Raw genomic sequence first — 13,821 nt, 5'->3', positions numbered from 1 at the left:
GGCAGGATGAGCCAGCTCGATCGGGCAGAACTCGCGCAGCAAGGCGCGCTCCGGGCCGACGGCCTGCGCGCCGCCGGCGTGGAGCTCGTCGCGCTGACCTTCGTGGACAACAGCGGGATCGCGCGGGTGAAAGCCGTCCCGGTGGACCGGCTGTGGTCGGCGGCGGCGTGGGGCGTCGGCGCGTCGAACTCGTTCGACTTCTTCCTGGCCACCGACGACATCGTGGGCGGGACCCATTCGCGCGGCCCGGTCGGCGACCTGCGGCTGCACCCGGACCTCGACGCGCTCGTGCCGCTGGCCGCGCAGCCCGGCTGGGCGTGGGCGCCGGCCTGGCGCTACGACCAGGAAGGCGAGCCGCACCCGCAGGACGCGCGGGCACTGGCCGCGACCGCGACGGCCCGGCTCGCGGAGCTGGGCTACAACGTGCGGACGGCCTTCGAGATCGAGTGGGTGGTCACCGCGGCCGACGCGCCGGACGACCCGCGCTCGGCCACCGCGGGCCCGGCCTACGGCTACGCGCGGCTGTCTTCGCAGGCGGGCTACCTGCGCAAGCTGGTGTCCACCTTGACCGCCCAGGGTGTCGCGGTGGAACAGATCCACCCGGAGTACGCGGCCGGGCAGTTCGAGGTGTCGGTGGCGGCGGGCGATCCGGTGCGCGCGGCCGATGTCGCGGTGCTGACGCGCGAGACCATCCGGACGGTCAGCGAGCAGTACGGGCTGCGGGCGTCGTTCACGCCGAAGTTCGCGCCGGACGGCGTCGGCAACGGCGGGCACGTCCACCTGAGCCTGTGGGACGGCGACCGCAACCTGTGCGCCGGCGGCGACCGGCGGTTCGGGCTCACCGAGACGGCGGAGGCGTTCGGCGCCGGGATCCTTTCGCGGCTGCCGGCGCTGCTGGCGATCGGCGCGCCGTCGGTGGTCAGCTACCTGCGGCTCGAACCGCACCACTGGGCCGGGGTGTTCCGCGCGTGGGGGCTGGAAAACCGCGAGGCGCCGCTGCGGCTGGTGCAGGGTCCGGCCGGGCAGCGCGACCGGGCGGCGAACTTCGAGGTCAAGTGCTTCGACCTGACGGCGAACCCGTACCTGGTGGTGGCGGCGCTGATCTTCGCGGGCCTGGCCGGGATCGACGCCCGGGACAGCCTGCCGGAGCCGGTCGACGTCGACCCCGGAACACTGCCCTCGGCCGAGCGGCTGCCTGCTTCGCTGGCCGACGCGGTGACGGCGTTCGAAGCGGACAAGGCGCTGACGTCGGCGTTCGGCCCGGAGCTGGCGACGACGCTGATGGACGTCCGCCGCGGCGAGCTCGACCGGCTCGGCGCGCTGCCGCCGGACGAGCTGTGCGCCGTGATGCGGTACCTACATTGACTTGAGCGCCTTGGCGACCTCGCTGCGCAGCTGCGGGAGCTTGGCGTAGAGGCGGTCGCCCGGGCATTCGGTGTTGTAGAAGTCGCGGTGGCCCTTGATCTCTTCGACGGGGATGCCGTACTGGCGGCAGATGTAGGCGCAGAAGACGACGAGCGAGGCGAACTGCGTCCCGGGCGGCTCGACGCTGGTGTAGAGGCCTTCGTTTTCGATGCCGATGGCGTTGGTGTTCTGCCCGGGACAGTGCGCGCCCTGGATCATGGTGGTCCGGCCGCGCAGCGCGTCGAGGCTGCCGTGCCGCCCTTCGAGCCGGTACCCGCCGCGGCTGACGGTGAAGTGCTGGCCGGTGTCGGACCAGCCGTTGTTGTCGATGTGGTCGTGCTGGGTGTCGCGGGCGATCTGGAAGGCCTGCGCGAGCGAGTAGTCGGTGGTGTTGGCGCTGGCGATGTGGTGGATGAGGATCCGGTTCGCGGGGTGGTCGAGCGTGGTGAGCGCGTCGGCCGGGGGCCGGGCGCCCCACTCGGCACAGCTGTAGATCCGCGGCTCGGTGCCCGCGGCCCGGGCGGTTCGCGGGAGGACCAGGCCGGCGGCCCCGGCGACGGCGAGGCCGGCGGCACCGCGGAGGAAGCTGCGCCGCGGGAGGTGTGCGATGTCCATGGCACGGACTTTGGCGCGCGGGCGTACAGCTTTCGTACAAAAGCCGGTCAAGCGAGGCGGATTGTGGCGTTGAAGGGGCGGGTGAGCTCGATATCCGTTTCGCCGCTCTTGGCGATGGGGTGGTACTCGCCGCCGTGGAGTTTCCGCAAGAGCCGCTGGTGCACCGAAGTCGGAGCGGGGCTCATCAGCAGCACCCCGCTCGGTCCCCTCGTTGTGGATCTCACACGAGGAGTATGCAGACCAGCACCGACAGTTCTGATCGGGCGATGGGTGTCACGCGGGTGTGACAGCACTCCGGGTCAAGCGGTGGCAACCGCCCGGCGCACACCCTCGGCCAGCTCGGCCGACAGCGCCCGCACCCCGTCCGCGCCCTCGGCCGCCGCCGTGACCAGGGCCGAGCCCACGATCACCGCGTCCGCGAACGAGGCCACCTCGGCCGCCTGCTCGCCGGACCGGACGCCCAGACCCACGCCGATCGGCAGGGAAGTGTGGGCCCGCGTGCGGCGGACCAGCTCCTCCGCACCCGCGCCGACCTGGTCGCGCGCGCCCGTCACGCCCATCACCGCGGTCGCGTAGATGAAGCCCGACGACGCAGCCGCCGTCAAGGCCAGCCGCTCCTCCGAGGACGACGGCGCCACCAGGAAAGTCCGGTCCAAGCCGTGCTCTTCGGAAGCCTTCATCCACGACGAAGCCTCGTCCGGGATCAGGTCCGGCGTGATCAGGCCGAGCCCGCCCGCCGACGCCAGGTCGCGGGCGAACCGGTCCACGCCGTAGCGGTTGACCGGGTTCCAGTACGTCATCACGACCGCGCGGCCGCCCCGCGAAGACACGGACTCGACCACCTCGAACACGTGCTTGAGGCGGAAGCCGTTGTCCAGCGCGGTCACCGAGGCGGCCTGGATGGTCGGGCCGTCCATCACCGGGTCCGAGTACGGGACGCCGACCTCGATCAGGTCCGCGCCGCCGTCGAGGCACGCCGCGATGAGGTCCTTCGAGCCGTCAACCGTCGGGAAGCCGGCGGGCAGGTAGCCGACCAGCGCGGCGCGGCCCTCCGCGCGCGTGGCCGCGAAGAGGTCGTCCAGCCTGCTCATTCGTTCACCAGTCCGAACCACTTCGCCGCCGTGTCCATGTCCTTGTCGCCGCGGCCGGAGAGGTTCACGACGATCAGGCCGTCGGGGCCCAGCTCGCGGCCCAGCACCAGCGCGCCGGCCAGCGCGTGCGCCGACTCGATCGCCGGGATGATGCCCTCGGTGCGGGACAGCAGCTTGAACGCGTCCATCGCCTCGGCGTCGGTGACCGGCCGGTATTCGGCGCGGCCGGTGTCCTTCAGCCACGCGTGCTCCGGGCCGACGCCCGGGTAGTCGAGCCCGGCCGAGATCGAGTGCGACTCGACCGTCTGGCCGTCCTCGTCCTGCAGCAGGTACGTCATCGCGCCGTGCAGGTTGCCCGGGGTGCCCTTCGTGAGCGTCGCCCCGTGCCGGTTGCCCTCGATGCCCTCGCCGCCCGGCTCCAGGCCGACCAGCCGCACGGACGGGTCGTCGTAGAAGCCCGAGAAGATGCCGATGGCGTTCGACCCGCCGCCGACGCAGGCCGCGACGACGTCCGGCAGGCGCCCGGCCTGCTCCAGGATCTGCTCGCGGGCCTCGGTGCCGATGACGTGGTGGAAGTTGCGCACCATCGTCGGGAACGGCGCCGGCCCGGCGGCCGTGCCGAACAGGTAGTGCGTGGTGTCGGCGTTGGTGACCCAGTCGCGCAGCGCCTCGTTGATCGCGTCCTTCAGCGTCCGCGACCCGGTCTTGACCGGGATCACCTCGGCGCCGAGGAGCTTCATGCGGGCCACGTTCAGCGCCTGGCGCTCGGTGTCGACCTCGCCCATGTAGACGACGCAGTCGAGGTCGAGCAGCGCGCACGCGGTGGCCGTCGCGACGCCGTGCTGGCCCGCGCCGGTCTCGGCGATGACCCGCTTCTTGCCCATCCGCTTGGTCAGCAGCGCCTGGCCCAGCACGTTGTTGATCTTGTGGGAGCCGGTGTGGTTCAGGTCCTCGCGCTTGAGGAACACGCGCGCGCCGCCGGCGTGCTCGCCGAAGCGCTTGGCCTCGGTGAGCAGCGACGGCCGGCCCGCGTACTCGCGCAGCAAGCGGTTGAACTCGTTCAGGAACTCCGGGTCGTGGCGGGCCTTGTCGTACTCGGTGGCGACCTCGTCGACGACGCCGATCAGCGCCTCCGGCATGAACCGGCCGCCGTACGGGCCGTAGTAGCCGCGCTCGTCCGGGTCGTGCTTGTCGTGCTCCTCGGTCACCGCGACGGCCTCGGGCAGGCGGGGTGCGAACCGGCGGTGACCAGCTTGACCAGCGCACCCTTCGGGTCTCCGGACGCCACCAGGCCTTCACCGACCAGCACCGCGTCGGCGCCGTGACCGGCGTAGGACATCAGGTCGCCCGGGCCGCGGACGCCGGATTCGGCGACCTTGTAGACGTCCATCGGCAGGCCGGGGGCCAGCCGCGAGAAGACGTCGCGGTCCACCTCGAGGGTGTGCAGGTTGCGCGCGTTGACGCCGATGACCTTGGCGCCCGCCTCGAGGGCCCGGTCGGCCTCCTCGGCGTTGTGGATCTCCACCAGGGCGGTCATGCCGAGCGATTCGACGCGGTCGAGCAGCGACACGAGCGCGTTCTGCTCCAGCGCGGCGACGATCAGCAGCACCATGTCGGCGCCGTGCAGGCGGGCCTCGTGCACCTGGTACGGGCTGACGACGAAGTCCTTGCGCAGGATGGGGATGTCCACCGCGGCGCGGACCGCGTCCAGGTCGGCCAGCGAACCGCCGAAGCGGCGCTGCTCGGTGAGCACGCTGATGACGCGCGCCCCGCCGGCTTCGTAGTCCTTCGCCAGCGCGGCCGGGTCGGGGATGTCGGCCAGCTCACCCTTGGACGGGCTGCGCCGCTTGACTTCGGCGATGACGCCGATGCCGGACTCGCGCAGGGCGGCCATCACGTCGCGCGGCGCCGGGGCGGCGGCCGCGCGGATCTTCAGCTCGTCGAACGGCAGCGCGGATTCCCGCACGGCGAGATCCTCCCGCACGCCGGCGACGATGTCTTCGAGCACGCTCACCGGGCGCCCCCACCAGGGCGCGTGCTCACGGATTCACTCGCAAGGTCGCTCACAAAAACCTTCCCCTTCCCGCCGAAACGATGCTAACCCCCGCATCCGAGACGCCCGGTTCCGGGTGTGCGCGTTACTCCGAATGCCTGCCCCGGACGTCGGTCGGATCTTCCCCTTCGGACAGGGCTTCCCACAGCTCGACGTCGGGGTCACGGACCTTTTTCCGGGTGGCCGGAGCCGCGTACTTCGTCCCGAGCCGGGTGGCCCGGGACGCGCCCTTGACGGCTGCCAACCCGCCGGCGGCGACGAGAATTCCCGCGAGCACGGCAAGCGCGCGGCCGAGCAGCATCTGGGTGACCGGCAGGCCGTCGGCGTAGCCGGAGAACCGGACCCCGGCGACACCGATCCAGATCGCCGCCACGCCGGCCAGCGCGAGCACGGCGCCGAGCACGCGCCGCGCCCAGCCGCCGGTGGCCACCAGCCCGGCCACCCCGGCCAGGGCCAGCAGCGCCAGCGGCACGAGCGCGGCGGCCCGCTGCTCGCCGGTCTCGCGGTAGAGCACCGTTCCCCGCACGCCGCCGTCGCGGAATTCGGCGAACCAGGTGAGCCGTGACGCACCCCACAGGGCCAGCGCGCCCAGCAGGAGCGCGGCGACCATCATCCACAGTGGACGGCGGGACGGCGTGTCAGACATGGGCCGCGTCCGCGGCCGGGTCGAGGGCGCCCGCCGCCACCATCGTCTGCGCCGCGGCCACCGCCGACAGCACTGTCCGGGCCTTGTTCAGCGACTCGGTGTCCTCGTAGTCCGGCACCGAGTCGGCGACCACCCCGCCCCCGGCCTGCACGTGCGCGACGCCGTCCTTGACCAGCGCGGTGCGGATCGCGATCGCGGTGTCGGCGTCACCGGCGAAGTCGAGGTACCCGACGACCCCGCCGTACAGCGCGCGGCGGACCGGCTCGAGCTCCTCGATCAGCTCCATCGCGCGGACCTTCGGCGCGCCGGACAGCGTCCCGGCCGGGAAGCACGCCGTGACCGCGTCGAACGCCGTCTTGCCCTCGGCCAGCTCGCCGGTGACGGTGGACACGATGTGCATGACGTGGCTGTAGCGCTCGACCTGGAAGAAGTCGACGACGCGCACGGTGCCCGGCTTGCAGACCTTGCCGAGGTCGTTGCGCCCGAGGTCGACGAGCATCAGGTGCTCGGCGCGCTCCTTCTCGTCGGCCAGCAGGTCCTTGGCCAGCTGGGCGTCTTCTTCGGGGTCGGCGCCGCGCCAGCGGGTGCCCGCGATCGGGTGCGTGGTCGCGCGGCCGTCCCGCACGGTGACGAGGGATTCGGGGCTGGAGCCGACGATGTCGAAGCCCTCCAGCCGCAGCAGGTACATGTACGGGCTCGGGTTGGACGTCCGCAGCACGCGGTAGATGTCGATCGCGTCGGCCGCGGTCGGGATCTCGAACCGTTGCGAGGGCACGATCTGGAACGCTTCGCCGGCCTTGATCGCCTCGACGGCCTTCTCCACGGCCGCGTGGAAGTCCTCCTTCGACCGCTTCCGGGTGAATTCCGGCGCCGGCCGGTCGAACGCGGCGACGGTGGCGGGCGCGGCCACCTGCAGCTGCTCGGTCATCGCGCTCAGCCGGGCGACGGCGTCGTCGTAGGCCGCGTCCACGCGCTCGGGCGAGTCGTCCCAGTTGACGGCGTTCGCGATCAGCGTGACCGTGCCCTCGTGGTGGTCGAACGCGGCGAGGTCGGTGGCCAGGAGCATGGTCAGCTCGGGCACGTCGAGGTCGCGCTCGGCCAGCTCGGGCAGCTTTTCCAGCCAGCGCACGGCGTCGTAGCCGATGTAGCCGACCATGCCGCCGGTCAGCGGGGGCAGCCCGGGCAGCGGCTCGGTGTGCAGGGCTTCGATGGTCTCGCGCAGCACGTCCAGCGGGTTGCCTTCGCTGGGCAGGCCGACCGGCGGGGTGCCGGTCCAGACCGCTTCGCCGTCGCGGACGGTGAGCGCGGCCGGGCTGCGGACGCCGATGAAGGACCAGCGGGTCCAGGACGCGCCGTTCTCGGCGGACTCGAACAGGAACGTGCCGGGCCGGTCGGCGGCGAGCTTGCGGTACACCCCGATCGGCGTCTCGCCGTCGGCGAGGACCCGGCGCACGACCGGGATCACGCGGCGGCTCTCGGCGAGGACGCGGAAGTCCTCGCGGGACGGGCTGACCGTGCCGGGACCGGCCGAACCGGCGGATGCGCTGACCATGGACCTCATTGTGCCGGTCCGCTGCCGCCGAGCGGCGCCGGGTGTCAAATTCAACGTCCATTGAATTTGGCTGGTCCGTGCGCCATGATGGGGTCGTGAGCACCGCGGACAACACCGAGACTACTGCCCGTCGCCGCGGGCGCCGGCCCGCCGGCCAGGACACCCGCACGGCGCTGATCGACGCCGCGCGGTCGGTGTTCGCCGAAAACGGCTACGACGGTGCGACCGTGCGTGCGATCGCCACCCGCGCCGGCGTCGACGCGGCGATGGTCAACCACTGGTTCGGCAGCAAGGAGGGCCTGTTCGCCCAGGCCGTCCTCGAGCTGCCGTTCGATCCCATGGAACTGCAGAAGGCGCTGCGCAACGGCCCCGACGAGGAGCTGGGCGAACGGATCGTCCGCACCTTCATCACCCGCTGGGACGGCGCGGGCGGCGACGTGTTCGTCGCGCTCATCCGCAGCATCACCGGCCACGAACAGGCCGGCCACGTGCTGCGCGACTTCTTCCAGCGGTTCTTCAGCGCCCTGATCACCTCGATCGACTCGGACCGCATCCCGCTGCGGATGAACCTGTGCGCGACCCAGATGGTGGGCCTGGGCATGATCCGGTACGTGGCGAAGTTCGAGCCGTTCGCCACCGAGGACGTCGAGGTCCTGGTCCGGGCGATCGCGCCGAACCTGCAGCGCTACCTGACCGGCGAGCTCGACTGAGCCCACCGGCCGGCCGGACCCGCAGCGCTCCCCCACCGGCGAACTCGACCGAGCCCGCGGCCGGCCGGACCCGCAGCGCTACCCCACCGGTTCCACCCGCGGCCCGGCCGCGGCCACCGGGATGCAGCGCGGGCCGGGCTGGTCCGGGCCGGCCGGGAACAGCACGGCCATCCCGCGTCCCCAGCCCCCGATCCACGCGCGGCGGTGGACCGGGCGGCCCGGCCGGAGCAGCGACGGCACGCAGCACAGCTCGATGCCGCTGCCGTCGCGGTAGCGGACCCCGATCTCCCGCGCGCTCCGGACGCCCGGGAAGACGGTCACCGTCGCGATCCGCCACCCGGTCGCCGCGACCGCGCGTGCCCGGCGCCGCCAGCCGAGCGCCCCGCTCGCCGCGAACGGCAGCCCGACGAAGCCCGCCACCAGGAACAGGACGCCGAAGTTGACCAGGAGCCGGTTTTCGTTCGGCTCGGCGGTGGTGCGGACGTGCGCCGGGTCGGCCGGGTCGTAGACGACGGTCACCGCCTCGCCTTCGTGGTACTCGTGGCCGGAATCGCGGGCGATCTCCGCCGTCCGGGACGCGCCCGGCGCGGGGTAGCGCACCCGGATCGCCGGCGTGCCCCGGGCCGGGTCCTCGACCGACACCACCGAACCCGCCACCCGGACGCCGGTGGCGAGGAGGTCCGCGGCGGCGCGGTCGGCGGCGATCACCGCGGCGAGGCCGCCCGCGTACAGCACGGCCCAGGCGGCGGCGATCCCGGCCGCCCGGCGGGCGGTCCGGCGCAGGCGCGCGGTCTGGGCGTCGAGGTCGACCCGGCCCTCGCCGTGCGAGCCGTCCCGCGGGGGCAGCCAGGCACCGAAGTCCGGCACGCCGGCCCGCAGCCCGCGGTCCGCGGCGCCCAGACGGCGGCTGCCGAACGCGGCGAGGGCCAGGGAGCCGGTCAGGATGACGGCCTCGGCGGGGAGTTCTCCGCCCGCGAAGTCGTAGTCCGGGATCAGCAGCGAGTACGCCGTGCCCGCGCCGAAGAACAGGAAGACGAGTGCCGCGGCCACCGTCACCACGAGCCATCCCCGCCGCCGCGCCATCCGCCGATTCTAGGGCCGGGGAACGACTTCAGGCGCGCACCGAACGCGGCGCCGCCGGGACCGCGTACGGTCCCGGTGCCGTCGGGGTAGCGGACGCGGATCGTGGCCGGCGGCAGCAGCCAGGCCCCGAAGCACGCTCCGCTCGCCCTGCCGCGGATCCGGCGGGCGAGATCCCGCAGCCATCGGGAACCGCAAAACCGAGTGATCCCGCAAATACGGCAACCAGAGCGGAAATGTCTCCCCGGCCGAAGGCGGGGTGCATGACCGCGAGCAGGTAAACCGGCACCGCCACGGCGAAGAACCCGAAAACGGCCCCGCCCAAGGGCCGCGGAGCAGCACGGCGACAACCGGATATCACCTGAATGCCGGACGGAATGGCGGTTCATCGTATTTCGAGGACACCATTCGCACAATCGGGGAATCGATGGATTCGTACTATCTCCGCATGAAGCCAACGTCTTCGGGGCCCGCCGCGAGAACGCTCGCCGCTTCGCTGCGCGAAGAACGCGAAGCACGCAAAATCGGCCTTCGCGCGCTCGCCGAACGGCTGGGCATCCTCCCGCAGCTGCTGTCCGTGTGGGAAAAGGGGCAGCGCCTGCCTAGCGTCGAGGACGTGTCGGCGATCCTGGCGCTGCTGGGCGTCACCGGGGAAAAGCGCGACCGGATCCGAACGCTCGCCCGGCACGCGCGCGAACCGAACTGGCTGGCGCCGGGCAACACCGACCTGCCCTTCGCCCTCACCACGAGGCTGGACCTGGAACGGACCGCGTCGGCCATCACCACCTGGTCGCCGCTGATCGTGCCCGGCCTGCTCCAGACCCCGGACTACATCCGGTCCATCATGGACGATTCCGGGGTGAAGCTCGAGCAGGCCGACCGGCAGCTGCGCGTCCGGCTGGCCCGGCAGGGCATCCTCACCCGCGCCGACCCGGTCCGGTTCACCGCGCTGCTCGGCGAACGGTCGCTCCAGGAGAACTTCGGCGACGCCGGGATCATGTCCGACCAGATCGACCACCTGCTGGCGATGGCCGAGCGCCGCAACGTCAGCCTGCGCGTCGTGCCCGCCGGAATCGGCTACCACCCCGGCCTGCTCGGCCCGTTCGACATCTACGAGTTCCCCGGCTCGCCGCCGATCGTCTCGGTCGAACACGTCCACTCGACCGCTTTCCTCCACGAAGACACCCAGATCTCCGGGCACCAGCAGGTGGCCAAGCTGCTGCGCAAGGTGGCGCTGAGCGAAGAGGATTCCCAGGTCCTGCTGAGGGAGGCCACCCGGTGACCCACCCGGCGCAGGGACATCGCGTACGCCGGGAGCACGGCCTGCTCGCCGCGCTCCGGCGTGCGGAGCCGCCTCAGCGGGCGAGCAGCAGCGCGATGAGCGCCAGCGTGCCCGGGACCACCTGCACGAAGAGGATCCGCTTGCTGGCCGTCGCGGCGCCGTAGAGGCCCGCGACGATCACGCAGACGATGCCGTACAGCTTGAGCTGGAACCCGGTCGGGTCGCTCGCGATGAGGCCCCACACCAGCGCGAGGGCCAGGAAGCCGTTGTACAGCCCCTGGTTCGCGGCGAGCGTCTTGGATTCCTCCGCGAACTCCTTCGTCGTGCCGAAGCCGGCGCGGGCGCGAGGGGTCGTCCAGAGGAACATCTCCAGGACGACGATGTAGAGGTGGATCAGGGCGACGAGCCCGACCAGGATGTCGGCGACGATGGTCACGCGTGCTCTTTCTCATCCGCCAGGAGGAGGCGTTCCTCGGTGTCGAAACAGGTGTGCGTGCCGGTGTGACAGGCCGGGCCGGTCTGGTCGACGCGCAGCAGGACAGTATCGCCGTCGCAGTCGATCCGCACTTCGCGAACGTGCTGGTAGTGCCCGGACGTCTCGCCCTTGACCCACAGCTTCTGCCGGCTGCGCGACCAGTACGTCCCGCGGCGGGTGGCCAGCGTCGCGGCGAGGGCGTCGTCGTTCATCCAGGCCATCATCAGCACGTCCGAAGTGGCGTGCTCGACGACGACCGCGGCGATCAGGCCGTCGGCGTTGCGCTTGAGGCGCGCCGAGACGGCCGCGTCCAGGGTCATGCGTTGGCTCCCAGGATGTGCCGCTTGAGCGGCATCGAGTTCAGCAGGACGAACGCGTAGCCGTAGCCGGCGAAGGACAGGCCGGAGAACAGCTTGTTGAACCACAGCTCGGCGCCGAGCAGCAGGAACGCGTGCAGCAGGGCGAAGACGACGGCGACGACCAGGCCGCCGATCCGCGCGCTGCCGTGCTTGAGGACGAGCCCGGTGGTCACCACGGCGCCGAGGATCAGCGCGAGCGCGGGCATCCGGTAGATGGCCAGGCCCGCCCCGGCGCTCAGCACCGGGACCAGGTCGAGCAGCGCCCACGCGACGGGGAGGCCGACCAGCAGGCCGGCGGTGACTTTCACCTCTACGGGTGCCTGCCAGGACTTCACCGGACCTCGACCCCGCCTTCGCGCAGGGCGTTCTTGACGTCCCCGATCTTCAGCTGTCCGAAGTGGAACACGCTGGCGGCGAGCACGGCGTCGGCCCCGGTCCGCACGGCGGGCAGGAAGTGCTCGACGGCCCCGGCGCCGCCGCTGGCGATCACGGGGACGCGCACGGCCTTGCGCACGAGCTCGATGAGTTCGAGGTCGAAGCCGTTCTTCGTGCCGTCGGCGTCCATGGAGTTGAGCAGGATCTCCCCGACGCCGAGTTCCTCGCCGCGGGCGGCCCACTCGACGGCGTCGATCCCGGTCCCGCGGCGGCCGCCGTGGGTGGTGACCTCGAAGCCGGAGGCGGTCGGCTCGCCGCCCTCGGGCACGCGGCGGGCGTCGACCGACAGCACGATGCACTGGGCACCGAACCTTCTCGACGCCTCGCTGAGGAACTCCGGCCGCGCGATGGCGGCGGTGTTGATGCTGACCTTGTCGGCCCCGGTCCGCAGCAGCCGGTTGACGTCGTCGTTGCTGCGGACGCCGCCCCCGACGGTGAGCGGGATGAAGACCTGCTCGGCGGTCCGGCGGACGACGTCGTAGGTGGTCTCGCGGTCGCCGGAGGAGGCCGTGACGTCGAGGAAGGTGAGCTCGTCGGCGCCCTCGGCGTCGTAGCGCCGGGCCAGCTCGACGGGGTCTCCGGCGTCGCGGAGGCCGGCGAAGTTGACACCCTTCACGACCCGGCCCGCGTCGACGTCGAGACAGGGGATCACCCGCACCGCGACAGACATGGCCACCAGCGTAGTCAAGGGGGTCGGGACCGCCGCCGATGGCACGGCCCGGCATCCGCCGTTCACGCCCCGGCCACCCGATTCGTCTAGGTTCCGCCCGTGCGCAGACTCCTCCCGGTGGCCGTGGCCGCCGTCTCCCTCCTGACCGCCGTCCCCGCGTCGGCCGCTCCCCGCGACCCGGCGCCCGTCCGCCAGACGCAGGCCTTCGCCGACGACCCCGGCGCCTCCCCCGCGAACGCCGACGCCGACGACCCGGCCATCTGGGTGCACCCGCGCGACCCCGAGCGCAGCGTCGTCCTCGGCACCCTCAAGGAGGGCGGCCTCGCCGTGTTCGACCTGGGCGCGCGGACCCTGCAGCTGGTCCCCGCCGGGCCGGGCGGGCGGTTCAACAACGTCGACGTCGTCGGGGACCTGGCCGTCGTCAGCGACCGGGGGCGGGACCGGATCCGCGTCTACCGGATCGACCCGGCGGGCGCGGCCGCCGGCGCGCACGTGCTGCGCGACGTCACCGACCCCGCCGCCGCGCCGGTGTTCTCCGCGCCGGAGTCCGAAGTGGACGAGCAGCGGACCGCCTACGGCCTGGCCGCGGGCCGGGACCCGCGCACCGGCGTCCGGTGGGTCGCGGTGACCCGGCGGCACGAGACGCGCGTGGCGCTGCTGCGCCTGGCCGACCGGCCGGCCGGGACGGTCGGCACCGCGCCGGTCGCCACCGTGGACCTGCCGTCGCGGTTCCGCCTGCCGGACGGCTCGACGTGGTCGCCGTGCGAGGAACCCGGGGAGGGGCCTCAGCTGGAGGGCTCGGTGCTCGACGGGCGCGTGCTCTACACCGCTCAGGAGGACGTCGGGATCTGGCGGATCCCGCTGACCTCGTCCGGCTTCGGGCGGCCCGAGCTGATCGACCGCGTGCGCTCCTTCGGTGTCCCGCAGCGCTGGGACGCGGCCGCGGAGGAGTGCGTCCCGGACGGCGCCGACCCCGGCTTCGGCGGCCGGTGGCTGACCGCCGACGCGGAGGGCCTCGCGGTGGCGGACGGCACGCTGTTCGCCTCCAGCCAGGGCGACTCGCGGTTCGTCGTCTACGGCAAGCACGTCCGTGACCTGCGGATCGTCGCGGGCCGGGGCACGGACTCGGTCGAGCACTCCGACGGCTCGGCGATCAGCACGGCGTTCCTGGGCCGCCGCTTCCCGCACGGCCTCCTGGTGGTCCACGACGGCGAGCGCCGCCCTGCCGTCGGCGACCTCCCGACCACCGGTTTCGCCTTCGTCCGGCTGGAGGACGTCCTGGCGCGGTGAAAAAACTTCCGTCCGCCGTGCAGCGGCACGGCCCCCTCGCGCGTCCACAGTCGTGACCGAGAGGACGCGGGTGACCTTCGAAGAGTTCGTGGCGGAGCGGCTGGACGGGCTGCTCCGCTACGCCACCGTCCTGACGAACGACCCGTACCTGGCGCAGGA

General features: G+C 72.6%; 15 protein-coding genes and 1 pseudogene. 5 read left to right on the top strand and 11 right to left on the bottom strand.

All coding sequences use genetic code 11. The features are described 5' to 3' along the window. The first annotated feature begins 6 nt into the window (after positions 1-6). The gene (locus tag CCN39_RS12825) at positions 7-1,365 is read left to right on the top strand and encodes a glutamine synthetase family protein (RefSeq protein WP_208630222.1); all 1,359 of its coding nucleotides are present in this window, start codon (positions 7-9) and stop codon (positions 1,363-1,365) included. Here the strand turns inward: CCN39_RS12825 and CCN39_RS12820 are convergent. The 6 genes from CCN39_RS12820 to CCN39_RS12795 all read right to left on the bottom strand — a co-directional run bounded on the left by CCN39_RS12820 (position 1,357) and on the right by CCN39_RS12795 (position 7,361). Continuing rightward, positions 1,357-2,019: a peptidoglycan recognition protein family protein gene (locus CCN39_RS12820; protein ID WP_086841643.1), complete on the bottom strand. Its 663-nt coding sequence runs from the start codon at positions 2,017-2,019 to the stop codon at positions 1,357-1,359. The two genes, CCN39_RS12825 and CCN39_RS12820, sit on opposite strands and share 9 nt — an antisense overlap. Positions 2,020-2,318: 299 nt before the next feature. Further along, positions 2,319-3,110, bottom strand: coding sequence for a tryptophan synthase subunit alpha (trpA, locus tag CCN39_RS12815; protein ID WP_086841641.1), 792 nt, complete (start codon positions 3,108-3,110; stop codon positions 2,319-2,321). Further along, a complete protein-coding gene (trpB, locus tag CCN39_RS12810; RefSeq protein ID WP_086841639.1) occupies positions 3,107-4,318 on the bottom strand; it encodes a tryptophan synthase subunit beta in 1,212 nt (403 codons plus the stop codon). The genes trpA and trpB overlap by 4 nt, the downstream gene beginning before the upstream one ends. Then, entirely contained in the window at positions 4,315-5,124 is an 810-nt protein-coding gene (gene trpC / locus CCN39_RS12805; protein WP_086841637.1) for an indole-3-glycerol phosphate synthase TrpC, read from the bottom strand. Before trpC ends, trpB begins: the two co-directional genes overlap by 4 nt. A 124-nt stretch (positions 5,125-5,248) precedes the next feature. Next, positions 5,249-5,776: a Trp biosynthesis-associated membrane protein gene (locus CCN39_RS12800; RefSeq protein WP_086841635.1), complete on the bottom strand. Its 528-nt coding sequence runs from the start codon at positions 5,774-5,776 to the stop codon at positions 5,249-5,251. Positions 5,777-5,801: 25 nt separating this feature from the next. Then, a complete protein-coding gene (locus tag CCN39_RS12795) occupies positions 5,802-7,361 on the bottom strand; it encodes an anthranilate synthase component I (RefSeq protein WP_086841633.1) in 1,560 nt (519 codons plus the stop codon). A 95-nt stretch (positions 7,362-7,456) separates the two neighbouring features. Here CCN39_RS12795 and CCN39_RS12790 point away from each other — a divergent pair, with 95 nt between their 5' ends. Beyond that, positions 7,457-8,071 (top strand): TetR/AcrR family transcriptional regulator, encoded by a 615-nt coding sequence (locus CCN39_RS12790; protein ID WP_086841632.1) that lies wholly within the window; start codon positions 7,457-7,459, stop codon positions 8,069-8,071. Positions 8,072-8,149: 78 nt separating this feature from the next. Here CCN39_RS12790 and CCN39_RS12785 read toward each other — a convergent pair whose 3' ends face one another. Further along, positions 8,150-9,154, bottom strand: coding sequence for a DUF3592 domain-containing protein (locus CCN39_RS12785; RefSeq protein WP_086841630.1), 1,005 nt, complete (start codon positions 9,152-9,154; stop codon positions 8,150-8,152). A 445-nt stretch (positions 9,155-9,599) separates the two neighbouring features. Here CCN39_RS12785 and CCN39_RS12780 point away from each other — a divergent pair, with 445 nt between their 5' ends. Next, positions 9,600-10,433 carry a helix-turn-helix domain-containing protein gene (locus CCN39_RS12780; protein ID WP_086841670.1) on the top strand — a complete coding sequence of 278 codons (834 nt, stop codon included), beginning with the start codon at positions 9,600-9,602 and terminating at the stop codon, positions 10,431-10,433. Positions 10,434-10,506: 73 nt separating this feature from the next. Here CCN39_RS12780 and CCN39_RS12775 read toward each other — a convergent pair whose 3' ends face one another. Genes CCN39_RS12775 through hisF form a run of 4 tightly spaced genes read right to left on the bottom strand, consistent with a single transcriptional unit; the run spans position 10,507 to position 12,372 of the window. Then, positions 10,507-10,869: a DUF1304 domain-containing protein gene (locus CCN39_RS12775; protein WP_086841628.1), complete on the bottom strand. Its 363-nt coding sequence runs from the start codon at positions 10,867-10,869 to the stop codon at positions 10,507-10,509. After that, positions 10,866-11,228, bottom strand: a complete 363-nt coding sequence (hisI, locus tag CCN39_RS12770) for a phosphoribosyl-AMP cyclohydrolase (protein WP_086841627.1) — start codon at positions 11,226-11,228, stop codon at positions 10,866-10,868. The genes CCN39_RS12775 and hisI overlap by 4 nt, the downstream gene beginning before the upstream one ends. Then, the gene (locus CCN39_RS12765) at positions 11,225-11,575 is read right to left on the bottom strand and encodes a hypothetical protein (protein ID WP_244210757.1); all 351 of its coding nucleotides are present in this window, start codon (positions 11,573-11,575) and stop codon (positions 11,225-11,227) included. The genes hisI and CCN39_RS12765 overlap by 4 nt, the downstream gene beginning before the upstream one ends. Positions 11,576-11,598: 23 nt before the next feature. Beyond that, complete coding sequence (hisF, locus tag CCN39_RS12760; protein WP_086841623.1) at positions 11,599-12,372, bottom strand: imidazole glycerol phosphate synthase subunit HisF; 774 nt, start codon at positions 12,370-12,372, stop codon at positions 11,599-11,601. Between the two features lie 117 nt (positions 12,373-12,489). On the opposite strand from hisF, the gene CCN39_RS12755 reads away from it, so the two are divergent. Together CCN39_RS12755 and CCN39_RS51680 are read left to right on the top strand one after the other, a co-directional pair. Next, positions 12,490-13,662, top strand: a complete 1,173-nt coding sequence (locus tag CCN39_RS12755) for a phytase (RefSeq protein ID WP_086841621.1) — start codon at positions 12,490-12,492, stop codon at positions 13,660-13,662. Between the two features lie 70 nt (positions 13,663-13,732). Further along, a pseudogene (locus CCN39_RS51680) lies at positions 13,733-13,821 on the top strand (SigE family RNA polymerase sigma factor); the annotation flags it as partial.

This window comes from Amycolatopsis kentuckyensis (assembly GCF_002155975.1).
Taxonomy (GTDB): domain Bacteria; phylum Actinomycetota; class Actinomycetes; order Mycobacteriales; family Pseudonocardiaceae; genus Amycolatopsis; species Amycolatopsis kentuckyensis.
Note: the sequence above shows the minus strand (reverse complement) of the source record. Positions and strands in the feature narration are given on the sequence as shown.

Excerpts from the sequence above, each read along its gene's own strand:
- CCN39_RS12825 (WP_208630222.1), top strand. The coding sequence starts at position 7 with ATGAGCCAGCTCGATCGGGCAGAACTCGCGCAGCAAGGCGCGCTCCGG.
- CCN39_RS12820 (WP_086841643.1), bottom strand. The coding sequence starts at position 2,019 with ATGGACATCGCACACCTCCCGCGGCGCAGCTTCCTCCGCGGTGCCGCC.
- trpA (WP_086841641.1), bottom strand. The coding sequence starts at position 3,110 with ATGAGCAGGCTGGACGACCTCTTCGCGGCCACGCGCGCGGAGGGCCGC.
- CCN39_RS12800 (WP_086841635.1), bottom strand. The coding sequence starts at position 5,776 with ATGATGGTCGCCGCGCTCCTGCTGGGCGCGCTGGCCCTGTGGGGTGCG.
- CCN39_RS12795 (WP_086841633.1), bottom strand. The coding sequence starts at position 7,361 with ATGGTCAGCGCATCCGCCGGTTCGGCCGGTCCCGGCACGGTCAGCCCG.
- CCN39_RS12785 (WP_086841630.1), bottom strand. The coding sequence starts at position 9,154 with ATGGCGCGGCGGCGGGGATGGCTCGTGGTGACGGTGGCCGCGGCACTC.
- CCN39_RS12780 (WP_086841670.1), top strand. The coding sequence starts at position 9,600 with ATGAAGCCAACGTCTTCGGGGCCCGCCGCGAGAACGCTCGCCGCTTCG.
- hisI (WP_086841627.1), bottom strand. The coding sequence starts at position 11,228 with ATGACCCTGGACGCGGCCGTCTCGGCGCGCCTCAAGCGCAACGCCGAC.
- hisF (WP_086841623.1), bottom strand. The coding sequence starts at position 12,372 with ATGTCTGTCGCGGTGCGGGTGATCCCCTGTCTCGACGTCGACGCGGGC.